We start from the raw sequence: 25,373 nt of genomic DNA, 5'->3' as shown, positions 1-25,373 counted from the left end.
CGCCGCAAGAACGAGACCGCAGGGAGCACACAACAATGACGACGACGAAATCCCCGACGCACCACATCCCGTGGGGCGCCCTCGGGCCCTGGCTGGCCCTGCTGGGCGCATGCATCTTCTTCGCGACGCAGTCCGACCGGTTCCTCACCGGCGAGAACCTGTCGCTCATCCTGCAGCAGGTGATGGTGGTGGGCGTGATCGCCATCGGCCAGACGCTGATCATCCTCACGGCGGGCATCGACCTGTCGTGCGGCATGGTGATGGCGCTGGGCGGCATCGTCATGAGCAAGTTCGCCACCGAGCTCGGGCTGCCGGTGCCGGTGGCCATTCTTTGCGGCGTGGGCGTGACGACGCTCTTCGGCCTGGTCAACGGCCTCCTGGTCACGCGCATCAAGCTGCCGCCCTTCATCGTGACGCTGGGCACGCTGAACATCGCGTTCGCGATCACGCAGCTGTATTCGTCGTCGCAGACCATCACCGATTTGCCCGCGAGCCTCACGGGGCTGGGCACCACCTTCGCCATCGGCGGCACCGAGGTCGCCTGGGGCGCGGTGCTGATGGTGCTGCTGTACCTGCTCGCGTGGTTCGTGCTGCGCGAGACGGGCGCGGGCCGCCACATCTACGCCGTGGGCAACAACGCCGAGGCGACGCGCCTGGTGGGCATTCCGACCCAGCGCGTGCTGCTGGGCGTGTACGTGGCCGCGGGCGCGCTCTATGGCATCGCTTCGCTGCTGTCGGTGGCGCGCACCGGCGTGGGTGACCCCAATGCGGGGCAGACCGAGAACCTGGACGCCATCACCGCCGTGGTGCTCGGCGGCACCAGCCTCTTCGGCGGCCGCGGCATCGTGCTGGGCTCGCTGATCGGCGTGCTGATCGTGGGTGTGTTTCGCAACGGGCTCACGCTGATGGGCGTGTCGTCGATCTACCAGGTGCTGGTGACGGGCGTGCTCGTGATCCTCGCGGTGGCGGCCGACCAACTCTCGCGCAAGGGAGCACGCTGATGAACACCGTGGCCAACCCCAAGATCGTGATGCAGGCCAAGGGCCTCGTGAAGCGCTACGGCCAGGTCACCGCGCTGGACGGCGTCGATTTCGAGCTGCGCGAAGGCGAAATCCTCGCGGTGATCGGCGACAACGGCGCGGGCAAGTCCTCGCTCATCAAGGCGCTCTCGGGCGCGGTCGTGCCCGACCAGGGCGAGATCCTGCTCGATGGCGCGCCGGTGCACTTTCGCAATCCGCTCGATGCGCGGCGCGCGGGCATCGAGACGGTGTATCAGGACCTGGCCGTGGCACCTGCCATGACCATCTACGAGAACCTCTTCCTCGGCCGCGAACTGCGCCGCCCCGGGTTCCTGGGCAACGTGCTGCGCATGCTCGACAAGAAGAAGATGCTGCAGGAAAGCGCCGCGCGCATGGCCGACCTGAAGGTGGGCATCCAGTCGATGACGCAGGCGGTCGAAACGCTCTCGGGCGGCCAGCGCCAGTGCGTGGCGGTGGCGCGCAGCGCCGCCTTCGCGCGGCACGTGGTCATCATGGACGAGCCCACCGCCGCGCTCGGCGTGAAGGAGGGCAACATGGTGCTGGAGCTCATCCGCCGCGTGCGCGACAAGGGCCTGCCCGTGGTGCTCATCAGCCACAACATGCCGCACGTGTTCGAGGTGGCCGACCGCATCCACGTGGCGCGCCTGGGCAAGCGCGCCGCGGTGCTCAACCCGAAGAAGATCAGCATGAGCGACACCGTGGCCGTGATGACCGGCGCCATGACCGCCGACCAGCTGCCCGCGGACGCGCATGCCTGATGTGGAGGCACCCATTGCAGCGCGCTCGCCCGACCTGCTGCGCCCGCGCGGCTCCAACCAGGTCGGCATGCGCCAGTTCAACGAGCGCGTGGTGCTGCAGGCGCTGCGCGTTCACACGAGCCTGCCCAAGGCCGACCTCGCGCGGCTCACGGGGCTGAGCGCGCAGACCATCGGGCTCATCACCGCGCGGCTGGAAGAAGACCAGCTCATCGTCAAGCAAAGCCGGGTGCGCGGGCGCATCGGGCAGCCTTCGGTGCCGCTCGCGCTGAACCCCGACGGGGCGTTTGCCATCGGCATCAAGGTGGGGCGGCGCGGCGCCGAGTGGCTCTTGATCGACTTCACCGCGCAGGTGCGCGAGCGCCATGCGATGAGCTACGACTTTCCCGATGCCGATGCGCTGCTGCCCGCGATTGCCGAGCACATCCATCGCCTGCGCGACGGGCTCGGCGCGCTGGCCGCGCGCAACGTCGGCGTGGGGCTGGCCGCGCCGTACCTGCTGGGCGGCTGGCACCGCACGCTGGGCCTGTCGAAAGCGCAGTCGGACGAATGGAACCAGATGGACCTGCTGGCCGAGGTGCGCGCGCGCACCGAGGTGCCGGTGAGCTTCGCGCGCGACACCGTGGCCGCCTGCGTGGCCGAGCTGGTGGGCGGGCGCGGGCATGACTTGAAGAGCTTTCTCTACATCTTCGTGGACACCTTCGTGGGCGGCGGGCTGGTCATCGATTCGCACCTGCACGCGGGCGCGAACGGCAATGCCGGCGCGCTGGCTTCGTTGCCGATGCAGCCGGTGCGTGCGGGCGGCGCGCTGCCGCCGCAGGTGATGGCCGAGGCCTCGCTGTGGGAGCTCGAGCAGCGCCTGCAGGGCGAAGGGCTCGATCCCGCCGCGGCCTACGACGACCGCGCGTTGCAGGCGCCTTATGCCGCGGCCACGCAGGCCTGGCTCGGCTCCGCGTCGCTGGCGCTGGCGCATGCGATCGTCAGCAGCACCGCGGTGCTCGATTTGGCCGATGTGGTGATGGATGGATCGATGTCACGCGCATTGCTGCAAGCTCTGCTCGACCAGACGCGCGCCGCGCTCTCCCAGTGCAACTGGGAAGGCCTGTGGCCGCCGCAGTTGCACGGGGGCAGGGTAGGGGCGCAGGCGTGCGCGCTGGGCGGGGCGATGCTGCCGCTGCACGCCAACTTCGCACCGGATCACGATGTGTTCCTGAAGGCGGCCTGAGCGCCTGCGCAGGGAACGGCCTCAGCCGTTCAGAGCCTTGCGCCCGCGTTCAGATCGCGCGGCAGCCGCAGCGTGCTCGCGCGCGAGCCTTCGGGGCAGGGCCCGTCGGAATAAACCGCATCGCCCTCGGGCATCACGCACTTGTGCACCTCGATGACCGCGGGCGCGGCCTTGGCAGGCTGCGCCATCGACGACGCGTCGAAGTTCGCATTCGTCAGCGGCGCGCGAACGTACGCGGGCATGGCCGCCCGCACGGACGAGGAAGTCACCGGGTCGGGCAACGCAAGGCGCCCGGCCGATTCGGTGGCCTCGACGTAGGCTGGCATCACCGCCGGCGGCGGGGTCGGCGCGCGTGCCGCGCTCTCGTGCACGAGGTCTTTCAACGTCACGTAGAAAAGCGACATCGCAACGAGCGCCACGGCGAGGCACGGCGCCCAGTACCGTTCGGAACCGCCGCTGGACGGTGCGGCGCGAGTGCTCAGCGCCGCGGCCATGGCAGGCCTCCGCTCTGCAGTGCGCCCGCGAGTTTGGCGATGCCGCCGGTGCCGCTCGCGGCCCGCCCGATGAGCGCGCCGCCGGCCGCGCCCGCGGCGATGCGCATGAGGAACGAGCGGCTGCGGCCCGCAGCCAGCAGCAGCAACACGCCGGCACCGAGCACCATGAGGTGCTCGCCGGGATAGTCGGCGCGCGCGGCATCCACTTGCTTGATCTTGTCGATCGTCTGTTCGAGGCCCATGGCTGAAGCTCCTTCTGTTCGTGTTCAGCCGTTCATACCGACCGGAACCCGGCGCCGCTGTAGGCCTGCGCCATGCGCCATGACGGAATCCGCCTCGAAAATGCCGTGGAGAAAACCGCGTCGCGGAGCCGACCGCTTCGCCGTGCCCGGACTTTCGATAATGCAAATCCATTTCCAGAGAACCGCAACAGAATGAGTGCCGCAGATTTCCTCTTCGCCCCCGAGGTGCAGAAGCTCTTGATGGTCGCCTACGCGGCGCCCGACCAGCCGTTTTCTTCCAGCGATCTGGCCCAGCGCACGAAGCTCGCGCCCGACGATGTGGCGCGCACGCTGGAGCACTTGATCGGCAGCGGCATCCTGAAGCGCCACAAGCCCAAGGCAGAGGAGGCCGAGACCGTCTCGATCGACCGCGCGTTCCTCTTTCACGCCGAGCTGCGCAGCATCGCGCTGAAGTCGTTCGCCGCCGCCGAGCCGGTGCGCGCGATGCTGCGCGGCAAGTTCAAGGAGTCGGTCGTGCGCGCCTATATCCTGGGCGAGGACAAGGACGGCACGCTGGAGCTGCTCATCGTGCACGGCCAGCTGATGCCCGACGAAGCCGCGATGGCGGCGGCCTGCCAGAAGCTCTCGAAGAACATCCACCGGCACCTGAAGGTGCACGTCATCTCGAACGCGCGGTTCAACGGCCTCACGCCGCGCGATGCGCTCATGCCGAAGCCCTCGGCGCTCGAGGTCGTCAAGCTCGGGGACACGAAGGCGCAGTTGCCTGTCGAGCGGGTCGGGCTCTTGCAGAGTGCGAAGAAGAAGCTGGCGACGCTGTCGCGTTCGTCGGCGTGAGCGCGGCTCCTATTTGTTCTTGTCTCTCGCAGCCGCGAGTCCGCGGGCTTCGGCGATCAGCGGTTTCACGGTCTCGAAGGTCTTGCCGCTCGGGTTGATCACGCTGACCCAATGCATCTTCGCGTACACCGGGTGCGGCATCAGCGTGTCGAGCGCGGCGAAGTCGGTGCCTGTCGGCGCCTCGCCGAACAGCGCGTGGAACGTCTCCTTGCCCACGCCGATGTTGAGACGGAACACGCCGGGCCTGTCCAGCTTCGAGGCGCTGTCCGATGCGTGGTCTTTCGTCACGATGGTCGCGAACGGAAACCTGTTGTCCGCGCCATGAAAGAAGAAGGTGTTGTCGTCGGCGACCTGGAAATGGCCGCCGCCGAGCGTGTCGATGATGTGCTGGGTGATGTCGTCTTCGGTCATGGCGATGTTCGTGTGCTCAGGGCTTCCAGCGGCGCAGGCCGAGGTCGTCCGCGAGCGCCTGGTAGGTCTTGATGCGGGCCTGCACCCAGTCGTCGAGCGCGGCACCGGTGAGCGCGAAAGGATAAAGGCTGTGGCGCTCGCGCAGCGCCGCATAGCCCGGCGCGGCCGTGGCTTCGGCGAAGGCGGCTGTCCAGTCGCGCGCGGCCGCGTCGGGCACGTTCGCGCTCAGGTACAGGCCGCGCACCGTGGGCCAGACGATGTCCACGCCTTGCTCGCGCGCGGTCGGCACGCCGGTGAGCGCGCCGCCGAGCCGCGCCTCCGACAGCACCGCCAGCAGGCGCACCGCCGCGCCGCCCGCGATGGCCTGCAGCGCCTCGGCCGCATCGCCGGGGAACACGTCGACGTGCTTGCCCTGCAGCGCGCCCAGCGCATCGCCGCCGCCCTCGAAGGAGACGAAGCGCATCGCCTTGTGGTCGCGGCCCGCGGCGCGCACCAGCAGCGCGGCCTTCACCCAGTCCTGGCTGCCGACCGTGCCGCCCGCGCCGAAGGCCATGCGCGAAGGGTCTTGCCGCAGGGCCGCGACCAAGTCCTGCAGGCGCTTGTAGGGCGAGTCGCGGTGCACGGCGATCACGCCGTAGTCGGTGCCGAGCGTGGCGATCCAGCGCACGGCCGAGGGAGGATGCGGGCCGAAGCGGCCCTGCGCGAGGTTGAGCAGCGAGCCGCTGGAGAACGCGACCAGCGTGCCCGTGCCGCCCAGTTGGCCGGTGGCGATGCGGTCGAAGGCCACGGCGCCGATGCCGCCCGGCAGGTAGCGCTGGCCGAGCGGCGGGCGCGAAGGGCGCACCGCCTGCAGCGCATCGCGCGCGAGGGTGCAGGTGAGCGCGAAGCCGCCGCCGGCCTTGGCGGGGATCACGCAGTCGGCCGCGGCCAGCGAGGGGTCGCCGGACTGCGCCGTGGAGATGCCGGGCACGAGCAATGCGGAGAGCGCGCAGAGCGCATGGCGGCGGGTGGAGGAGGGCATCTGCATGGCGTTGTGCGCCGCTAGCTGGCGGCCGGCCGGGGCCACCAGATGATCGCATGCAGCCCCGCGCCGGCCTCGCGCGCCTCGAGCCGCAATTCGCCCCGGTGCCGTTGCGCGATCGACCGCGCGATGGCCAGCCCGAGGCCGAAGCCGCCCTTGCCCGCGCGCGCGCCGCGGCGAAAGCGTTGGCCCAAGGCGAAGCGCTCTTCTTCGCCGAGGCCGGGGCCGTCGTCCTCGACGTTGAGGCTCCAGCCCGCGGCATCGCCCGCGGCGAAGAGGGTGATCGTGCCTTCGGCGGGCGTGTAGGTGATCGCGTTCGTCACGAGGTTGCCGAGCGCTTCGCGCAGCAGCCCCCGGTCCGCGACCGCGAGGAATTCCGGCGTGGGCGCATGGATGCCCAGGTCGATGCGCTTGGCGCGCGCGAGCGGCAGGAGGTCCACCGCCACTTCGCGCAAAAGCGCCGCGAGGTCGAACTCGGCAGGCTCGACCGCCACCGTGTCGCTGCGTCCCAGCGCAAGCAGCTGCTGCGCGCTGCGCGTGGCGCGGCCGATCTCGGTGCCGAGCGCATCGAGCGCGGCGCGCACCTGCGCGGGGTCTTCCTCGCGTCGGGCGTAGTCGGCCTGCATCTGCAGCGTGGTGAGGTGCGTGCGCAGCTGGTGCGAGGCGTCGTCCAGGAACTGGCGCTGCTGCGTCACGAGGTCTTGCGTGCGCGACATCTGCTGGTTGACCGCATCCACCAGCGGGCGCACTTCGGCGGGCAGGTCGGCCTCGGGGATGCGCGTGAGGTCGTCGGGCGTGCGCGCCTGCACGTCGCGCGCGAGCCGCGACAACGGGCGCAGCGCCGCGGCGAGCGCGATGGCGGTGCCGCACAGCAGCAGCGCGAGCACCAGCCCGTCGCGCAGCGCGGCGCTGCGCACGAAGCGCGCGCTGAATTCCTGCCGCGAGCGCGTGCTTTCGCCGACCTGGATCAGCACGCTGCGCCCCGTGCTGCCGGCCGGCGCGCGGTCGAGGTCGCGCCGGTACGCCGCGAGCCGCACGGCCTCGCCGAAATAGGTGGCGTCGTAGAAGGCCGGCACGCCCATCTTCAGTTCGGCGGGTGGCGCGGGCAGGTCGGCGCTGCCCAACTCCACCAGCCCGTCGGACGTCGCCACGCGAAAGAACACCTGGCCGCTCGCCGTGAGCTCGAAGAACTCGAACATCGTGTACGGCAGCTCGACCGAGAGGCCGCCGGAAGCTGTGGAGATGTTGGCGTCGATGGACTTGAGCGCGCCCAGCAGCGAGCGGTCGTAGGCCGCGTTGGCCGCGGCGAGCGCGTCGTGCCGCGTCATCCAGAGTTCGAGGCCGGTCACCACCAGCAGGGCGGGGAACAGCAACAGCGCGAGCCGCTGCCAGAGGCTCGCGCGGCGCAGGAAGCTTCGCATCACGCGCACTCAGTCGGCTTCCAGCACATAGCCGAGACCGCGCAGCGTGACGATGCGCACGCCGGTGCCATCGAGGCGCTTTCGCAGGCGATAGACGAACACCTCGACCGCCTCGGGGTGCACCTCTTCGTCGTCTGAGAACACCCGCTCCACGATCTGTTGCTTGGAGAGCGGCTCGCCGCTGCGCTGCACCAGCACGCGCAGCACCGCGTGCTCGCGCGGCGAGAGCGCGAGCGCCTCGCCATTGAGCACGAACTGCCGGCGCGCGCCGTCGTACACCAGCGGCCCGCAGGCCAGGCGCGGATGCTCCACGCCCCGCGCGCGCCGCACCAGCGCATGCAGCCGCGCTTCGAGTTCGGCGAGCGCGAAGGGCTTGGCGAGAAAGTCGTCGGCGCCCGCGTTGAGCGAGGCGACGCGCTCGTTGACCGAATCGCGCGCCGTGAGGATCAGCGCCGGCAGCCGCTGGTCGCGTTCGCGCAGCCGCTGCAGCACCGTGTGGCCGTCCATGCCGGGCAGGCCCAGGTCGAGCACCAGCGCATCGTGGTCGCGCTGCTGCAGCGCGCGGTCCGCGAGCCGGCCGTCGTCCACCCATTCGACCTGGATGCCCGCATGCTCCAGCGCCTTGCAGAGCCAGGTGCCCAGGGTGTGTTCGTCTTCGGCCAGCAGGATGCGCATGGCGCCGATGCTAGGGCCTCGGGCGCTCAATCAGGCTTGATGTTTGCCCTTGCGATCACCTTCTGCCAGCGTGTCTGCTCGGCCGCGATGAACTGCGCGAACTGCTCGGGCGTGCCGCCGACGGCCTCAGCCGCATCGGCCGTCAAGCGCTGCATCGAGTCGGGCGATTTCACCGCCTTCATCGTCTCGGCCGAGAGCTTGGCGAGGTTCGCGGGCTCGATGTTGGCCGGCGCGAGCATGCCGTACCACTGCGTCATCTCGAAGCCGGGGAAGCCTTGCTCCGCGACGGTCGGCACGTCGGGCAACTGCGCCAGGCGCTTGGCCGAGCCGGTCGCGATGCAGCGCACCTTGCCGGCCTTGATGAACGGAATGATCGCCGCCGCGCCGATGGCCGAGGCGTCGAGCCGGCCCGAGAGCAGGTCGGTCACCATCGGGCCGGTGCCGCGGTAGGGCACGTGCAGCATGAACACGTCGGCGGTCATCTTCAGGTACTCGAAGGCGAGGTGGCCGGCGCTGCCGTTGCCCGCGGAGCCGTAGCTGAGCTTGCCCGGCTTGGACTTGGCGTAGGCGATGAATTCCTTGAGGTTCTTCGCCGGCACGTCGGGGTGCACCACGTAGAGGCTGGGCACCTTGGCCAGCAGGCTCACGGGCTTGAAGTCCTTGTTCGGGTCGTAAGGCAGCTTGGCGAAGATGTACGGGTTCACGGCCAGCGTGCCGATGTGGCCGAGGATCAGCGTGTGCTGGTCGGTGCTGCGCGCCACTTCGCTCATCGCGATGTTGCCGGCCGCGCCGGGCTTGTTGTCCACGAAGACGCTCTGGCCGAGCGTGCGCGAAAGCTCCGCGGCGGTGGAGCGCGCGACGATTTCCGAACTGCCGCCCGGCGCGAAGGGCACGACGAAGCGCACCGATTTGCTGGGCCATGCGGACTGGGCCGAGGCCAGCGAGGGCAAAAGGCCGCCCAGGGCGAGGGCACCGCCGGATTGCAGCCACTGGCGGCGGCTGGAGGACAGGGAAAAAGGCTTGGCGTGCATGAAGGCGTCTCCGTGGTTTTTGTCGGGAAGGCCGCATGGTGCCCGGCGGGGGCTGTCGGAATGCTGTCAGTGCGGGATGAAAGAAAAAGTAAGGTGCAAACTCCGCGGCCGCGCCCCAGAATCCGTTGCGAAGCGGCGACGCAGACGTCGCCGCGATGGCACTTTCGAGGACTCGGACGGCAACTTTGTTCATCGCACTCTGCTTGACGAATTTCGGGTTGCGGCTCGCTGCGATCCGCGCGATGGCGGGGCTCGCCCTGTTCCTGCTGGCATGCCTGCCCATGCCGGGCCATGCACAGGTGGAGCCGCTGAAGCTCGATGCGGGATTGAGCCTCTTGGAGCGCAACCTCGAGGGACGCTCGCAGGCCTTCCACGACACCACCGGCCTGCTGACGCGTGAGCAGGTGGCGTCGCCGCCCTACGCGCAGCAATTCCAGACGCTCAAGGGCGCCTTCAACGGCGGCTACGACCGCGGTGCCTGGTGGGTGCGCTTCCGTATCGAGGCTTCGCCCGAGCAGGTGGCACGCCCACTCCAGGGTGGCTGGTGGTTGCGGCTGAACGCGCCGTATGCCGACTACCTGGACGTGTGGTGGCCCGATGCAGAAGCCGGCGCGAGCGGTGGATTCACACACCGGGCGCTCGGCGGAATGCGGGCCGGCTCCCAGCGCGAGCTGCCCTGGTCGATCGCGGCGACGCGCCTGCCCGAACTGCGCGATACCGAGCCGCGCTGGGTGTGGGTGCGACTGGCGGGCGACCGCACGCTGAGCCTCGTCGGCGGCGTTTCGCCGCTGCGGGAACTGGCCGAGGTGCAGCAGCGGCTCGATTACGCCGACGCGGCTGTCGTCGGCATGGTCCTGCTGATGGCGGTGGTCAGCCTGATGATGGGCATCGCGCTGCCCGACCGCCGGTTCGTCGCCTACGCCGGCTACCTCCTCACGCTCGCCATGGTGTTCGCGAGCTCGGAGGGCCTGCCGGTGTCCCTGTGGCTGCAGAACAATCCCCTGGCTGCCGTTCGCCTGCACAACCTCTCGGTCTGCCTGCACACGGCCGCCGCGTTCGGATTCGCCAGGGTGCTGCTGGACATGGAGCGGCAGTTCCCGCGCATGAACCGCGTGTTCCAGGTGATGACGCTCGTCTGCTTGGCGGCCTGCGCGATCGCCCTGGCCGGCGGGTACGGGTACGTCGCGCGACCGCTGAACCTGCTGTGGCTGCTCTTCGCGGCCTGCATCGTGCCGATGTGCGCCGTTGCGCTGCGCCGGAACAGCCATGTCTGGCCGGGGTTGGTCGGCTATGTCGTCTACCTCATGATGGGCGCGGTGCACTTCGCCAAGAACCTGCAGTGGCTGCCCTACACGCAGGCCACCCAGTACAGCTATGCGCTCGGCAGCATCCTCCACATCATGGCTTTCTTCTTCGCGCTGGGCTGGCGCGTGCGCCATCGCGAGCGGCGGGCGCTCTCGCTGTCCCTGCGGCATCGCGCGCGGCTGGCACAGCGCGTGAACGAGCGCACCCTCGATCTGCGCCAGGAGATCACGCAGCACCAGCGCACGCACGACCAGCTCGCACTGGCGCTGCGCGAGCAGCGCGGCCTGCTGGCCATGGTGTCGCACGAGTTCCGCACGCCGCTCGGCACGATCGGCGGCGCGGCGCAGATCCTTGCGGACGACCGGCTCGGCCTTGCTCGCGAGGAGGTCCTGAAGGAGGCCGAGAAGATCAGCCGCACCGTCCTTCGCATGCGCGATCTGGTGGACACCCTGCTGGCCGACGAATGGCTCGATGCGTCCAGCGAAAACCTGTGCATGGTCCCGATCGAGCTCGCGGGGTTCCTGCGCGAGAAGATCGAAGAGCACAACGAAGGCGTCGGTGGCGGGCGCATTTCGCTGCATCTCGATGCGCGCGAATTGCCCGTGCTGGCGGACGAGACGCTGTTGCACATCGCCCTGGACAACCTGCTGACCAACGCCATCAAGTACGCGCCGCCGCATTCGCCGATTCTGGTCGGCGCGGGTATCCGGCGCGGCCGGTCGAATGATCTTGCGGAAGGCGACACGGTGCCGGACGTGTGCATCCAGGTGTGCGACGAAGGCCCTGGCTTCATGCCGCATGACCTGTCGCACGTCTTCGAGCGCTTCTACCGCGCGGCCGGTACCCGGCGGATTCCGGGCATCGGGCTGGGCCTGCACATGGTGCACCGCGTCGCCACGGTTCATGGTGGAAGCGTGGTCGCCTCCAATGGAGCCGGCGAGGGCGCCGTGCTGACCCTGACCCTGCCTCTTCTTGGAAGTGCCGAGGGACCGGAAACCCGGGATGCCGGCAACGCGGTGGCGCTTGGTCAGGGAGGCTGCAGATGATGAGCACTCCGGCCCGTGTGCTGGTCATCGAGGATGACGACGACCTGCGCGACACGCTGCTGCGGTACCTGCGCGGTGTCGGCATGCTGGCCCGCGGACTGGAGAGCGCCGAGGGGCTCGACGCGGAACTGGTACGACAGGATTTCGATGCCGTGGTGTGCGACGTCAACCTGCCGGGCGAAGACGGATTCAGCGTGCTGGCCCGTCTGCGATCGCGCAGTGCCATGCGCATCGTGATGCTGACCGCGCGCGGCATGGCGAACGACCGGCTGCATGGCCTTGGCCTCGGCGCCGACTACTACCTGGTCAAGCCGGTGAACCTGCGCGAGCTCGAGATGGTGCTGCACAACCTGCTGCAGCGCAGCCAGGAAGCGCAGGGGCAAGGCACGCGCGAGCCTAGTGCCGTTGCAGCCGAGGAACCCGCCGCGCAGGCGCCTTGGCGCTATCACGGCGCCACCTGGCTGCTGCTGTCGCCTGCCGGCCAGCGCGTGCAGATGTCCAGCGCGGAAGCGCGGCTCGTTCAGTGCCTGATCCAGCAGCCGCGTGAAGTGGTGGACCGGGCCACGCTGCTTGCGGCGATGGGGCGCCCGGGCCTTGAGGCCTACGAACGCAACCTCGACGTCACGGTCTCGCGGCTGCGTCGCAAGGCCGAGCAGGCCAGTGGCGAGAAGCTGCCGATCGTCGCGGTGCGCGGCGAGGGCTACAGCTTCCAGGGGAACGTGCGCATCGAGCGGTGAGCGCCGCTGGTCGAATGACCGGTGAGCCTGCGCCCGCGCATCCGGCTCGCCTGGCTGCAGCACAGCCGGCACCACCGGAACGCGTGTCACCACGCGCCTGCCAAGCTCCTTTGCCGTCGGCAAAACCACGGTTTTCCGTAGGTGACCGTGGGCCCGTTTGCAAGAAAAAGTAAGGTGCAAACGAGAGGGTGGCGCTTGAGAATTTCGCTCGAAGCGGCAACGCAGTGATGCCGCACATGCCGCGCGCCGCGCGCGATTGCATGGCGGGAGGAGACCCCCATGAACAGCAGTACGACAGCCCTCGACCCTTGGTCCTCGGCTGAATTGGCTTTTTGTCGCAGCGCTTTTTGCACGCTGCCTACGGAGGAGAACCGTCCATGAATACCGCCTACAAGACCGTCTGGAACGCCGCGATCGGTGCATGGGTGGCCGTCTCGGAAACAACGCGCGCGCGGGGCAAGCGAAGCACCAGTCGGCGCGCGGGTCGCACGGCAGGTCTCGTGGGGCTGACGAAGGTCGGCATGCTGACGGCGCTTGCATTTTTTGCGACCAGCTTCTTGCCGGCGCAGGCCATCTGCACGACTGCGGGCAGCGACGTGACCTGCAACGGCGCTGCCAACCCGCTGGCGCCGGGCTATGCGAACGGCGCCAACAACCTGAACCTGGTGATGAACCCCGGGGCGAGCCTCGGCGTGTTGCTGGGCGTCAGTGGAAGCGCAGTGTCGCTGACGGGTTCCGGCGTCAGGCTCACGAACAACGGCCTGATCGATCCACTGCTGTTCGGCAGCAACACCACGAAGCTGTCCACGGGCGTCGTGATGGGCAACACCGGCAACAGCACGATCGTCGCCGTCAACAACGCGACGATAGGCGGCACCAGGCAGTCGTCGGTCGACCTGGCCGGCCTGGCGCTCACGGTACGCAACGGCCCCGGCGGCATCACAACGATCACCAACACGGGAACGATGACGACGGGGGCCATCGTCGGCGCGACTCTGGCCGCGGCCGATGCGGCCGTGGTCGCCGTCTATGGCGGCGGCCAAGTCAGCATGCTGAACGACGCCACCGGCACGATCACCGGCCGCATCGCGTTCGAGAGCGCGGCCAGCGGCGGCCACACCTTCACCAACGCGGGCACGATCGACGGCAGCGTTTCGCTCGGCACCGGGGAGCGCGACGACACCTTCTTCGCGGTCACAGGCTCGAGCATCACCGGCGGGTCGGCACCGGCCATCGCGGTGGCGACGCCCTCGGGCGGCAGCCTGAACTTCGCGGCCGGCGGCACGGTCGATGCGGGCCTCGGCGGCACCGACATGCTGGTGCTGCGCAACAGGGTGGGCGGCCCCGGTTCGGGCACTGCCGGCACGGGCGGGATCAAGGCCGCGCAGTACCTGAACTTCGAGAACCTCCAGGTCGACAGCGGCACCTGGACCCTGAACGGCGCGGTGGTCAGCGGCAGCACTCTGCTCAACGGCGGCCTCACGATCTTCGACGACGCGGGCGCCTTCGGCGCCGGCACGCTGACGGGCAACGGCGGCGCGATGCAGGCCTCGGTGGGCGGCATCACGCTGGCCCAGAACGTGAATCTCACGGGCGGCCTGACCGTGCTGGGCGACAACGGTTTCACGCTGGGCGGCACCGTCAGCGGCGGCGGCGGCATCACCAAGACCGGCACCGGCACGCTCACGCTGAACGGCATCAACAACTTCAGCGGTGGCTTTGCGCTCAACGGCGGCGGCGTGACGCTGGGCAACGCGAGTGCGCTCGGCTCGGGCCTGTTCCTGGTCAGCGGCAATGCCGATCTCTACACCACCTTCACCGGCACGCTCAACAACCAGGTGCAGCTCAACGGCGCGCTGACGCTCGACGGGACAGGCACGCTGACCTTGGGCAATCTCATCTCGGGGGCTGGCAGCCTGACGGTGAACGGCAGCAACCTCGCACTGGCCGCCAGCAACACCTATGGCGGCGGCACGACGCTGGGCGGCGGCAGGCTGGACGTGGGCAGCAACACGGCGCTCGGCACCGGCGACCTCACCATCAACGGCGCCTCCGTGCTGACCGGCGCGGCCGGGGTGGTGCTCGCCAACAACGTGGTGCTCAACAGCACCCTGAACTTCGGCGCGGGCAGCAGCGGCGGCGCGCTCACGCTCGACGGCGTGATCAGCGGCGCGGGCGGCATCAGCCTGGCCGGTGCGCCGGGCGTCACGCTCAACGGCGCCAATACCTTCACCGGCGGCTTCAACATCGGCGGCGGCGCGCTCACCGTGGGCAACGACACCGCGCTGGGCGGCAGCGGCGTCACGGTCAGCGGCGCGAGTTCGCTCGCTTCGAACAAGTCGGTGAGCCTTGGCAACGACTTCCGCCTCAACGCCACGCTCGCGGCGGGCGGCAGCAACGACCTTGCGCTCAACGGCACCCTCACCGGCCTGGGCATCGTCAGGAAGAGCGGCACGGGCCGTCTCACGCTGGGCGGCGCCAACACCTTCTCGGGCGGCGTGGATCTGCAGGGCGGTGCGCTGCGCGTGGGGACCAACACCTCGCTGGGCCTGAGCACGCTGACGGTGAACGGCAACGCCGCGCTCGACGCGAGCGCGAATGTGAACCTGAGCAACAGGCTGTTGCTCAACGCGGGCCTGGACATCGGCGGGGCGAACAACATCGGGCTCGGCGGCGTCATCTCGGGCACCGGCCCCCTCTCGTACACCGGCAGCGGCACGCTGACGCTCACCGGCGCGAACACCTACACCGGCGGCACCACGGTGGCGGCCGGCACGCTCGCCGCGAACAACGCGAGCGGCAGCGCGACCGGCAGCGGTGCGGTGCAGGTCCAGGGCGGCGCGGCGCTTGCCGGCACCGGCACGCTGGCCGGTGCGGTGACGATCGCCAAGGGCGGCATCCTGTCGGCCGGCAACAGCGGCGCCGGCACCCTCACGACGGGCAGCCTGAACCTCGCCGACGGCGCGGTGCTCGACTACGACCTGGGCCAGGCCAACGTCGCCGGCGGCGCGCTCAACGATCTGGTCAGGGTCAACGGCAACCTGCAGCTGGACGGCACGCTCAATGTGGCGCAGTCCAAGGGCGGCGTGTTCGGCGCGGGCGTCTACCGTCTGATCGACTACACCGGCACGCTCACCGACAACGGCCTGGAGATCGGCAGCGCACCCACGGCCGCGAAGAACCTGCAAGTGCAGACCGCGGTGGCGCAGCAGGTCAACCTGGTCAATCGCGCGGGTCTCGCGCTGAACTTCTGGGACGGCGGCGACGCCGGCAAATACAACGACGGCAAGATCGCCGGTGGCTCGGGCACCTGGCGCGTCGGCGTGCCGGGCGACGGCTGGACCGGCGCCGACGGCAAGGTCAATGCGACCTGGGCGCAGGACCAGTTCGCGGTGTTCGCGGGCACGGGCGGCACCGTCACGGTCGACGGCGCGGGCGGCACGGTGCGCATCACCGGCGCGCAGTTCGCGGCCGACGGCTATGCGGTGCAGGGCGATGCGATCGAGCTCGGCGCTTCGGGCACGGTGGTGCGCGTGGGCGATGGCTCGGGCACCGACACCACGCGCAGTGCGACCCTGAATGTCGCGCTCATCGGCACCGGCGGCCTCGTGAAGGAAGACGTGGGCCGGTTGATCCTCGGCGGCACGAATACCTACACCGGCGGCACCACCGTGAAGGCCGGCGTGCTGCAGGGCAGCGCCACCAGCCTGCAGGGCGCCATCGTCAACAACGCCGAGGTCGCGTTCGACCAGGACAAGACCGCGGGCACCTACGCGGGCACGATGAGCGGCACCGGTCGCTTGCGCAAGATCGGCAGCGGCACGCTGATGCTGGGCAGCACCAACAGCCATGCGGGCGGCACCTTCGTCGATGCGGGCACGCTGGCCACCGACGTGACCGGTGCGCTGGGCAGCGGCGCGGCAAGCGTGGCCACGGGCGCCACGCTGCAACTGGGGGGCGCATTCGATGCCGGCACCACCGCCATCGCCAACCAGGGCACGGTGCGCTTGCAGGACAAGGCGAGCGCCGGTGCATCGACCCTCACCAACGCCGCGGGCGGCGTGCTGGACCTTGCCGGCAACGCCTCGGCCGACAAGGCCACGGTGATCAACCAGGCCGGCGGCCAGGTGCGCATCGACCAGGCGACCACCGGCGTGAGCTTCGGCGCGCTCGACGGTGCGGGCGACGTCGTGCTCGGGGCCAAGGCGCTCACGCTCGGCGGCGGCGGCGGCGACAACGCCTTGTCGGGCACCGTCAGCGGCGCCGGCGGCTCGGTCGTCAAGGTGGGCGGCGGCACGCTCACGTTGACGGGCGCCAACACCTACACGGGCGGCACCACGGTGTCCGCCGGCACGCTGAGCGTGAACAACAAGAGCGGCAGCGGCACCGGCACGGGCGTCGTGCAGATCCAGAGCGGCGCGACGCTGGCGGGCAGCGGCACCATCGCGGGCGCGGTCACCATCGACAAGGGCGGCATCCTTGCCGCGGGCAACAGCCCCGGCACGCTGACCGTGGGCGCACTCACGCTGGCCGGCGGCTCCACGCTGAACTACGAACTCGGCCAGGCGGGCGTGCCCGGCGGCGCGCTGAACGACTTGATCGACGTGGGCGGCAACCTGCAGCTGGACGGCACGCTGAACATCGCGCAGTCGGCCGGCGGCACCTTCGGGCCAGGGCTGTACCGCCTCATGAGCTACGGCGGCACGCTCACCGACAACGGGCTGGACATCGGCACCGCACCGGGCGCCGTGGCCGATCTGCAGCTACAGACCTCGGTCGCGCAGCAGGTCAACCTGCTCAACCGCGCCGGCCTGTCGCTGAACTTCTGGGACGGCGGCGACAGCAAGAAATACAACGACGGCCAGGTGGCCGGCGGCAGCGGCACCTGGCGCGTGGGCAGTCCGGGCGATGGCTGGACCGACATGGACGGCAAGCTCAACGCCAACTGGGCGCAAGACCAGTTCGCGGTGTTCGGTGGCAAGAGCGGCACGGTCACCGTGGACGGCGCAGGAGGCGCGGTGCGCATCGCGGGCGCGCAGTTCGCGGTCGATGGTTACGTGGTGAACGGCGACGGCATCGTCGTCAACAACGCCAACTCGGTGATTCGCGTGGGCGACGGCACGGCTGCCGGCGCGAACATGACCGCCACGCTGAATGTGGCGCTCTCGGGCGCGGGTGGCATCTCGAAGGAGGACGCGGGCCGGCTGATCCTGGGCGGTGCCAACACCTACACCGGCGGCACCACCGTGAAGGGCGGCGTGCTGCAGGGCAGCGCCACCAGCCTGCAGGGCGCCATCGTCAACAACGCCGAGGTTGCGTTCGATCAAGGCGCGACCGCAGGCACCTACGCAGGTGCGATGAGCGGCACCGGCAAGCTGCGCAAGATCGGCACCGGCACATTGACGCTGGCCAATGCCAACAGCTACAGCGGCGGCACGCTGGTCGATGCGGGCACGCTCACCACCGACACCAGCGGCGCGCTGGGCACGGGCGCAGTGAGCATCGCTTCGGCCGCTGCGCTGCAGTTCGGCGGCAAGGCCGACGCGGGCAAGCTCGCCATCGCCAACCAGGGCACCTTGCGGCTGCAGGACGGCGCGAATGCCGCGAGCGCCACGGTGAGCAACGCGGCTGGCGGTCAGGTGCGCATCGACCTGGCGACCACCGGCGCGAGCATCGGTGCGCTCGGCGGCGCGGGCGACGTGGTGCTCGGCGCGAAGGCGCTGACCACCGGTGCGATGGGCGGTGACAGCACGATCTCGGGCGCGATCACCGGTGCCGGCGGCTCGCTCGTGAAGGTCGGCGCAGGCACGCTCACGCTCGCGGGCACGGCCAGCTACAGCGGTGAGACGCGCGTCGCGGCAGGGACGCTCAAGGCCGGCGCGGCCAACGCCTTCAGCGCGGCCTCCAGCGCCGTGGTGGCCAGCGGCGCCACGCTGAACCTCGCAGGCTTCAACCAGACAGTGGCCGGCCTGAGCAACAGCGGCACCGTGGCACTGGCGGGCGCCGGGGCCGGCACCACGTTGACGGTCAACGGCAACTACGTCGGCAACAACGGTGTGCTGAAGCTGGGCACCGTGCTCAACGCTGGCGCGGGGCCGTCGGACCGGCTGGTGATCGACGGCGGCGCGGCCAGCGGCAAGACCAGCGTGCAGGTCGCCAACCTCGGCGGCCTGGGCGCGCGCACCAGCGGCGCGGGCATCGAACTCATCAGCGCACGCAACGGCGCGACCACCACCGCGCAGACCACCAAGGACGCTTTTGCGCTCGCGGGCGGCCACGTCGATGCCGGTGCCTTCGAGTACCGGCTGTACGCGGGCGACGCCGGCGGCGGCGGCGAGAACTGGTATCTGCGCACCGAGGCCGGGCCGGACACGCCGGGTGCACCGGGCAATCCTGGCGGCACAGGCCTTCCGACCTACCGCGCCGAAGCCTCGCTGTTCGCGGCGCTGCCCAACCAGCTGCGCCAGAGCAACCTGGGCATGCTCGCAAGCCGCAGCCAGCGCATCGGCGACGACGATGTGCGCGGCGGCGCAGGCGCCACCTCCGGCACCGACGGCAGCTACCGCCGCGCCTGGGGCCGGCTGATCTCCACCGACATGGACATTCGCCAGGGCGGCACTGTCTCGCCGCACAGCGAAGGTCGCCTGACCGGGCTGCAGGCTGGCACCGACCTGTGGGCCAATCCGGATTGGCGTGCCGGCATCTACGTGGGCCAGCTCGATGGAGACACCCGCGTGAGCGGCCTGGGCAGCGGCCTCCTGAACACAGCAACGGGGCGCAACGACCTGCGCAGCCAGTACCTGGGCCTGTACGGCACCTATGCCACCGAAGACGGCTTCTATGCCGACGCCGTGCTGCAGGCCGGCCGCCACCGCTACACCGTGCAGCCGCTGCTGAGCGGAGGCGTCGAGGGCAAGGGCAACAGCCTTCTGGCCTCGATAGAGGTGGGCAAGGGCTTCGCGATCGGCTCGGGCGGCTGGTCCGTGGAGCCGCAACTGCAGTTGATTCATCAGCGCCTGCGGCTGGACGACGTGTCCATCCCGGGCGCGCTCGTGCAGCAGGACGCCGACGGCGGCTGGACCGGCCGCGCGGGCGTGCGCATCAAGGGCAGCTTCGCCACCGGCGCCGGCACGCTGCAGCCCTATGCGCGCGTGAACGTCTACCGCAGCGCCAAGGGCAACGACGTCGCGCGCTTCGTGAACCTGGCGGCGATCACGCCGGTAGGGGCCCCGATCGGCGGCACCAGCACCGAACTGGCCGCGGGCTTCACGTTGTCGGTGAGCCAGCGCACGAGCCTCTACGGCGAACTGGGCAAGCAGTGGGCCGCAAGTGGCGATGCCCGCGTGGGCAGTTCCATCAACGCAGCAGCGGGCGTGCGCGTGACGTGGTGATGTGAGGCCGCATCGACAGCGCCGGCATGGCCGGTGCGCGGCCGGCCCGCCTCAGATCAGGTTGCGCATCGCCTGCGCCGTCTCGCGCAGCACGGGCAGCACGCGCGCCACCGCGTCTTCGGAGCTCTCGTGCCCCATCGGCATCGTGATGTTGAGCGCGCCCACCAGCGCGCCGTGGCGGTCGCGCAGCGGCACCGCGATGCCGCGCGAATTCAAGTCCAGCTGCTGCTCCGACAGCGCCCAGCCCTGCGCCCGGATGCGGGCCAGCTCGAGCTTCATGCGCTCCATGCTCGCGATGGTGTGCGAGGTGAACACGGTGAGCTCGCGCGTGGCCAGCCACGCGTTCAGCTCGGCGTCGCTGCGCAGCGCGAGCATCAGCATGCCCGAGGCCGTGACCTGCGCCGGCACGCGCGCGCCCAGCACGTAGCCGGTGCTCATGCTGCGGTTGGGGCCGTTGCGCGCGATGTAGACGACCTCGTCGCCGTCCATCACGCTGAGGTAGGCGATCTCGTTGGTGCCGGCGGCCACGCGCTGCAGAAAGGGCTGCACCACGCGCGGGAGGCGGGCCGATTCCAGGTACGAGCGGCCCAGCCGCAGCACGCGCGGCGTGAGCCAGAAGAGCTTGCCGTCGCTCGCCACGTAGCCCATGTGCTGCAGCGTCAGGAGGTAGCGCCGCGCGGCGGTGCGCGTCATGTTCGTGCGCTGGCCGGCCTGGCTGGCCGTCAGGCGCGGGTTGGCGTCGTCGAAGGCTTCGATGATGCTCACGCCGCGCTCCAGGCCGGCGATCCAGTCGCGCTTGTCCAGGCCCGCGGGCGGGGACTGGTCGTCGATGGGGTCCGTGCTGTCCTTGTTGTCCTGGCTCATGGTCGGGAGTGTGCCTCCGGCCGCGGGTCGGCGATTTGCATTCATTCTGGGTAAAAACCCTTGGTTTGATCGATTATTGAATTCTAGTGATCGATCAGCGAGCGTTTTGTAAACTTCGACACCGCAAAGGTCAACTGATGGGTCTATAAAGCTGGCCATCCGCCCCTCAAAGAGCGATTGACGAACGGAACCCAGCACATGAGCCAATCCATCAGCGGCAGCACCCAGGCTTACCTGATCCCGGGCGATCCGGTGCGCAACGTGCGGCTGCCGCGCATGTTCAACGCGACCTTCGAGCGCTTCGGCATCGACGCGGTGCTGCTGCCGATGCAGGTGCCGGTGCGCGACTTCGCGGTGTTCTTCAAGTCGGCCTTTCTCGCGCGCAACGTGCGCGGCATGGTGATCGCGCCGCCGCACAAGCCGCTGGTGGTCGACCTGCTCGACGGCTGCGGCCTCTTCGGGCGCGTGGCGGGCTCGGTCAACGTGGTGCGCCGCACCGAGGGCGACCAGCTCGAGGGCGACCTGTTCGACGGCGAGGGCCTCATCGGCGCGCTCGACCACTGCAACATTCCTTTCCGCGGCAAGCGCGTGCTGATCCTGGGCGCGGGCGTGAGCGCCGCGGCCATCGGCGTGGCGCTGGCCGAGGGCGGCACGGTGAACGGCGCCGAGCACATCGCCTTTCACGACACCGCGGCCGGCAAGGCGGCGGGCGTGGCCGCCAAGCTCGATGCCTTCTTCGATGCCACGGTGGTCGCGGTCGAGAGCAACGCGCCCGAGGGCTACGACCTCGTGATCAACGCCACGCCGCTCGGGCTGGTGGAGGGCGATGCGCTGCCGCTGGACGTGTCGCGCATGGAAAGCCACGCGGCGCTCTTCGACATCCTCCTGCGCAACCAGCCCACGCCGCTGGTGCGTGCGGCGCGGGCGCGCGGGCTCCATGCGCAGGCCGGCTTCGAGATGCTGATCCAGCAGATGCCGCACTACCTGCGCTACTTCGGCCACCTCGATGCGGCCGCGGCGCTTCAGGCCGATGCGAACTTCCTGCGCGAAATCGTCTACCCGCCGGCGATGCACGCCGAAATCGCCAACCCCTTGCGCTACCACTCGCCCAGCGTCGCCTGAGCCTCCACATTTTTCAAGAAACGGTCTTCATGATTTCCGGCAAGACAACGCTCATCGCCCACCTCGGCTACCCGACCGAGGCCTTCAAGGCGCCGATGATCTACAACCCCTGGTTCGACAAGCAGGGCATCGACGCGGTGGTGGTGCCGATGGGCGTGAAGCCCGAGGACTACGCGGCCACGCTGCCGCAGGTGTTCCGGTTCTCGAACCTGCGCGGTGCGCTCGTGACCATGCCGCACAAGGTCACGACGATGGCGCTGGTGGACGAAGTGACGCCCACCGCGCGCGTCGCGGGCGCCTGCAACGCGATCCTCAAGCGGCCCGACGGCACGCTCCTGGGCGACCAGTTCGACGGCGCGGGCTTCGTGCGCGGCGTGGAACGCAAGGGGCGTCTCTTCAAGAGCACGCGCGTGCTGGTGTCGGGCACGGGCGGCGTGGGCTCGGCCATCGCGGCGTCGATTGCCGCAGCCGGCGCGGCCGAGCTGATGCTGTTCGACATGAGCGATGCGTCCGCACAGGCACTGGCCGCGCGGCTGCGCGAGCACTACCCGCAGATGAAGGTCGCCACGGGCTCGAAGGACCCGGCCGGCTACGACGTGGTGGTCAACGCCACGCCGCTCGGCATGAAAGACAGCGACCCGCTGCCCTTCGACGTGGACCGCATCGACCCGCACACCTTCGTCGGCGAAGTCGTCATGAAGACCGAATACACGCCGCTGCTGCAGGCCGCCAAGGCCAAGGGCTGCGCGGTGCAGGTAGGCACCGACATGCTGTTCGAGATGATCCCCGCGTACCTCGAATTCTTCGGCTTCGGCACCGCATCCCCGGAAGAGCTGCGCGCCGTTGCGCAGCTGAAATATTGATGAACACCAAGGCCATCGCATGAGCATTTTTGAAGGCTTTCTCTCCACCTCCGAAACGCTGGACGCCTTCAGCGACCGCGCGTTCGTCGACGCGATGCTTCGTTTCGAGGCCGCGCTTGCGCGCGCGCAGGCCGCCGAGGGGCTGATCCCCGAGAGCGCCGCGCACTCGATCGTCGGCAGCTGCAAGGTCGAGCTGTTCGACGTCGCCAAGATCGTGCGCGAGAGCGGCCGCGCGGGCAGCGTCGCCATTCCGCTGGTCAAGGCATTGCGCGAGGCCGTGGGCCTGTTCAATGCGCAGGCCGCGCCCTTCGTGCACTTCGGCAGCACCAGCCAGGACGTGATCGACAGCGCGATGGCGCTGGTCACGCGCGAGGCCGTCACGCTCATCGCGGCGGATCTGTCCAAGGCGGTCAGCGCGCTGCTGCGCCTGGCCGTGCAGCACGCCGAGACGCCGATGCTCGCGCGCACGCTGATGCAGCCGGCCTCGGTCACCAGCTTCGGCTTCAAGTGCGCGGGCTGGGCGGCGCCGCTGGTGCGCAGCCGCATCCGCCTGCACAACGCCGCGAAGCACGCGCTCAAGCTGCAACTGGGTGGCGCGGTCGGCACGCTCGCGCAGATGAACGGGCTGGGCGCCGCGGTGCGCCAGCGCATGGCCAAGGAACTGGGCCTGGGCGATCCCGGCGCGACGTGGCACACGCAGCGCGACGAATGGGTCGCGCTCGGCTGCGAGCTCGCGTTGATCGCGGGCAGCCTCGGCAAGGTGGCGGTCGATATCTCGCTGCTCGGACAGTACGAAGTCGCGGAAGTCGCCGAGCCCAGCGAACCGGGCCGCGGCGGCTCCTCGGCGATGCCGCACAAACGCAACCCCGTGGCGTCGATGGTCGCCATTGCCGCGGCGCATCGCGCGCCGCAGCGCGTGGCCGCGTTGCTCGGCGCGATGCCGCAGCAGCACGAGCGCGCGCTCGGCGCGTGGCAGGCGGAGCTCGCCGAATGGCCGCAGCTCCTGATGTCGGCGCACGGCAGCGTGCGCGCGATGGCGGGCGCATTGCCGGGCCTGCAGGTCGATGCCGCGCGCATGCGTGCCAACATCGAGCACCTGCGCGCCGAACTGCCGCGCGACGCGGCCGACGAATGGTTCGACCCCGGGCTCGCCATCAACGCCGGCCAGGTCGCGCTCGCCGAAGTGAAGGCGCTGCAGGCCAGACTCTCAGACAAGGAACTCTTTCAATGACCGCCCCCGAAACCCCCAGCAGCAGCAGCAGCGACTACGAAGACGGCCTGCTCAACCGCCGCCGCATCCTCGGCGATGCCTGGGTCGACAAGTCGCTCGCCAACCGCAACGGCTTCAACGCCGAGTTCCAGGAACTCATCACGCGCCACGCGTGGAACGACATCTGGGGCCGCCCGGCGCTGGGCGACAAGACGCGCCGCTACATGGTGCTGTCGATGATGCTGGGCATCCACGCCTACGAGGAATTCGCGATGCACGTGCGCGCCGCGCTCGAGGGCCCGCCCGAGTCGCGCCTGACGCCCGAGGACATCAAGGAAGTGATCATGATGGCCGCCATCTACTGCGGCGTGCCGGTGGCCAACCATGCGTTCGGCATCGCCACCAACATCCTGCGCGAGAAGGGGCTGCTGCCCGCCACGCCCGCCGCCGCACCGGCAGCGCAGTGACCGTGCCGGTCGCCCGCAAGGGCCGCCTCGACGTCACGTTCACGCTGATGCTGCCGCTGCTCCTGGCGGCGCAGCCCGTGGCCACCGACAGCTACCTGCCGGCGCTCCCTGCGATCGCGAAAGAGCTCGGCTCGGCCAGCACCAGCCTCACGCTGTTCGTGCTGGCCTTCGGCTTTGCGCAGTTGCTGTGCGGCCCGCTCGCGGACCGCTTCGGCCGCCGGCCGGTGCTGCTCGCGGGCCTGGCCTGCTACGCGATCGCCGCATTCGGCGGCGCGTTCGCGGGCAGCGTGGCGGTGCTCGCGGGCTGGCGCACGCTGCAGGGCTTTTCGATGGCCGCGATCCTTGTGTGCGCGCGTGCGGCGGTGCGCGATCTCTATCCCGCGCACGAAGGCCCGCATGTGATGGCGCGCGGGCTCACGGGGCTGGGCGTGGTCGGGCTCGTGGCGCCGCTGCTCGGCGCATGGCTGGTGCAGGGCGCGGGCTGGCGCTGGGTGATGGTCGCGATGGCAGCGTATGCATCGCTGCTGTTCGCGATGTGCTGGCGCTCGTTCGGCGAAACGCGCAAGCCGCTCACCGGTGAATCGTCCGCGCCGCGCGGCAGCACGCGCGCGGTGTTCGCGAGCCGCTCGTTCCGTGCCTGGGCCTCGGTGGCGGCGACCACCTACGGCGGGCTCTTCTGCTTCCTGCTGCTGTCGCCGATGGTCTACATCGGCTACCTCGGCTGGTCGCCCGCGTGGTACGGGTGGATCCCGGCCGGCGGCTCGCTGGTCTACATCTTCAGCACCACCATGTGCCGCACGCTGCTGCGGCGCTACGGGCCGGTGCGCACCGTGCGGCTGGGCGCGTCGCTCAGCATGGCGGGCGCGGTGATCCAGGCGCTGGGCTGCTGGCTCATGCCGCTGAGTGCGGTGCCGCTGCTCGCGGGCCACGCGGTGTATTGCCTCGGCCACGGCATCCACCAGCCCTGCGGGCAGGCCGGTGCGGTGGGCGATCTGCCGCACCTGGCGGGGCGGGCCGTGTCGTGGTCGGGCTTCGGCATGATGATGGTCGCGTTCTGCGTGGGGCAGGTCGCCGCGCTGTTCGTCGACAACGATTTCTCCAACGGCGCGTGGCCCATGGTCGTGCCGATGCTGGCGGCCGGTGCCGTGCTGCTGGCCATCGCGTTCCTCTGGCTCCCGCGTCTTCAAACTCCCAAGCATCCGTAAAAAGGAAACCACAC

Annotated in this window: 20 protein-coding genes; 12 read left to right on the top strand and 8 right to left on the bottom strand. The window is 69.9% G+C overall.

Annotation, left to right across the window (positions count from 1 at the left end; genetic code table 11):
* The first annotated feature begins 35 nt into the window (after positions 1-35).
* Genes ACZYRS_RS22055 through ACZYRS_RS22045 form a run of 3 tightly spaced genes read left to right on the top strand, consistent with a single transcriptional unit; the run spans position 36 to position 3,020 of the window.
* Positions 36-1,001, top strand: coding sequence for an ABC transporter permease (locus ACZYRS_RS22055; protein WP_198785973.1), 966 nt, complete (start codon positions 36-38; stop codon positions 999-1,001).
* The gene (locus tag ACZYRS_RS22050; RefSeq protein WP_198785974.1) at positions 1,001-1,798 is read left to right on the top strand and encodes an ATP-binding cassette domain-containing protein; all 798 of its coding nucleotides are present in this window, start codon (positions 1,001-1,003) and stop codon (positions 1,796-1,798) included. The genes ACZYRS_RS22055 and ACZYRS_RS22050 overlap by 1 nt, the downstream gene beginning before the upstream one ends.
* Entirely contained in the window at positions 1,791-3,020 is a 1,230-nt protein-coding gene (locus ACZYRS_RS22045; protein ID WP_463420980.1) for an ROK family transcriptional regulator, read from the top strand. Before ACZYRS_RS22050 ends, ACZYRS_RS22045 begins: the two co-directional genes overlap by 8 nt.
* Before the next feature lie 29 nt (positions 3,021-3,049).
* Here ACZYRS_RS22045 and ACZYRS_RS22040 read toward each other — a convergent pair whose 3' ends face one another.
* On the bottom strand, positions 3,050-3,514 hold the full coding sequence (locus tag ACZYRS_RS22040) for a hypothetical protein (RefSeq protein ID WP_463420979.1): 465 nt from the start codon (positions 3,512-3,514) through the stop codon (positions 3,050-3,052).
* A complete protein-coding gene (locus ACZYRS_RS22035) occupies positions 3,499-3,756 on the bottom strand; it encodes a hypothetical protein (protein WP_198785977.1) in 258 nt (85 codons plus the stop codon). The genes ACZYRS_RS22040 and ACZYRS_RS22035 overlap by 16 nt, the downstream gene beginning before the upstream one ends.
* A gap of 192 nt (positions 3,757-3,948) precedes the next feature.
* Between ACZYRS_RS22035 and ACZYRS_RS22030 the strand changes: the two genes are divergently transcribed.
* Positions 3,949-4,590, top strand: a complete 642-nt coding sequence (locus tag ACZYRS_RS22030) for a hypothetical protein (protein ID WP_463420978.1) — start codon at positions 3,949-3,951, stop codon at positions 4,588-4,590.
* Positions 4,591-4,599: 9 nt separating this feature from the next.
* On the opposite strand, the gene ACZYRS_RS22025 is transcribed toward ACZYRS_RS22030, so the two are convergent.
* From ACZYRS_RS22025 to ACZYRS_RS22005, 5 genes are read right to left on the bottom strand one after another with little or no spacing between them, the layout of a single operon-like run.
* On the bottom strand, positions 4,600-5,001 hold the full coding sequence (locus ACZYRS_RS22025) for a DUF6194 family protein (protein WP_463420977.1): 402 nt from the start codon (positions 4,999-5,001) through the stop codon (positions 4,600-4,602).
* A 16-nt stretch (positions 5,002-5,017) separates the two neighbouring features.
* Positions 5,018-6,028 (bottom strand): Bug family tripartite tricarboxylate transporter substrate binding protein, encoded by a 1,011-nt coding sequence (locus ACZYRS_RS22020; protein ID WP_463420976.1) that lies wholly within the window; start codon positions 6,026-6,028, stop codon positions 5,018-5,020.
* 14 nt (positions 6,029-6,042) lie between these two features.
* On the bottom strand, positions 6,043-7,443 hold the full coding sequence (locus tag ACZYRS_RS22015; protein ID WP_463420975.1) for a sensor histidine kinase N-terminal domain-containing protein: 1,401 nt from the start codon (positions 7,441-7,443) through the stop codon (positions 6,043-6,045).
* A 9-nt stretch (positions 7,444-7,452) separates the two neighbouring features.
* On the bottom strand, positions 7,453-8,118 hold the full coding sequence (locus ACZYRS_RS22010; protein WP_463420974.1) for a response regulator: 666 nt from the start codon (positions 8,116-8,118) through the stop codon (positions 7,453-7,455).
* Positions 8,119-8,144: 26 nt separating this feature from the next.
* Entirely contained in the window at positions 8,145-9,149 is a 1,005-nt protein-coding gene (locus ACZYRS_RS22005) for a Bug family tripartite tricarboxylate transporter substrate binding protein (RefSeq protein WP_198785983.1), read from the bottom strand.
* Positions 9,150-9,334: 185 nt separating this feature from the next.
* On the opposite strand from ACZYRS_RS22005, the gene ACZYRS_RS22000 reads away from it, so the two are divergent.
* From ACZYRS_RS22000 to ACZYRS_RS21990, 3 genes are all read left to right on the top strand, one after another.
* Positions 9,335-11,500, top strand: coding sequence for a sensor histidine kinase (locus ACZYRS_RS22000; RefSeq protein ID WP_463420973.1), 2,166 nt, complete (start codon positions 9,335-9,337; stop codon positions 11,498-11,500).
* The gene (locus ACZYRS_RS21995) at positions 11,500-12,237 is read left to right on the top strand and encodes a response regulator transcription factor (RefSeq protein ID WP_463420972.1); all 738 of its coding nucleotides are present in this window, start codon (positions 11,500-11,502) and stop codon (positions 12,235-12,237) included. Before ACZYRS_RS22000 ends, ACZYRS_RS21995 begins: the two co-directional genes overlap by 1 nt.
* Before the next feature lie 377 nt (positions 12,238-12,614).
* A complete protein-coding gene (locus tag ACZYRS_RS21990; protein ID WP_463420971.1) occupies positions 12,615-19,628 on the top strand; it encodes an autotransporter outer membrane beta-barrel domain-containing protein in 7,014 nt (2,337 codons plus the stop codon).
* 51 nt (positions 19,629-19,679) lie between these two features.
* Here the strand turns inward: ACZYRS_RS21990 and ACZYRS_RS21985 are convergent, their stop codons facing one another.
* On the bottom strand, positions 19,680-20,492 hold the full coding sequence (locus ACZYRS_RS21985) for an IclR family transcriptional regulator domain-containing protein (RefSeq protein ID WP_198785986.1): 813 nt from the start codon (positions 20,490-20,492) through the stop codon (positions 19,680-19,682).
* 198 nt (positions 20,493-20,690) lie between these two features.
* On the opposite strand from ACZYRS_RS21985, the gene ACZYRS_RS21980 reads away from it, so the two are divergent.
* The 5 genes from ACZYRS_RS21980 to ACZYRS_RS21960 are packed head-to-tail and all read left to right on the top strand — an operon-like array spanning position 20,691 to position 25,359.
* Entirely contained in the window at positions 20,691-21,614 is a 924-nt protein-coding gene (locus tag ACZYRS_RS21980; protein ID WP_463420970.1) for a shikimate dehydrogenase family protein, read from the top strand.
* A 29-nt stretch (positions 21,615-21,643) separates the two neighbouring features.
* Positions 21,644-22,477, top strand: a complete 834-nt coding sequence (locus tag ACZYRS_RS21975; protein WP_463420969.1) for a shikimate dehydrogenase family protein — start codon at positions 21,644-21,646, stop codon at positions 22,475-22,477.
* Between the two features lie 19 nt (positions 22,478-22,496).
* Positions 22,497-23,708: a 3-carboxy-cis,cis-muconate cycloisomerase gene (gene pcaB / locus ACZYRS_RS21970; RefSeq protein ID WP_463420968.1), complete on the top strand. Its 1,212-nt coding sequence runs from the start codon at positions 22,497-22,499 to the stop codon at positions 23,706-23,708.
* Entirely contained in the window at positions 23,705-24,154 is a 450-nt protein-coding gene (locus ACZYRS_RS21965) for a carboxymuconolactone decarboxylase family protein (RefSeq protein WP_463420967.1), read from the top strand. The genes pcaB and ACZYRS_RS21965 overlap by 4 nt, the downstream gene beginning before the upstream one ends.
* Positions 24,151-25,359 carry an MFS transporter gene (locus tag ACZYRS_RS21960; protein WP_463420966.1) on the top strand — a complete coding sequence of 403 codons (1,209 nt, stop codon included), beginning with the start codon at positions 24,151-24,153 and terminating at the stop codon, positions 25,357-25,359. Before ACZYRS_RS21965 ends, ACZYRS_RS21960 begins: the two co-directional genes overlap by 4 nt.
* Positions 25,360-25,373 lie beyond the last annotated feature (14 nt).

This window comes from Variovorax sp. AC194, assembly GCF_979257995.1.
Note: the sequence above shows the minus strand (reverse complement) of the source record. Positions and strands in the feature narration are given on the sequence as shown.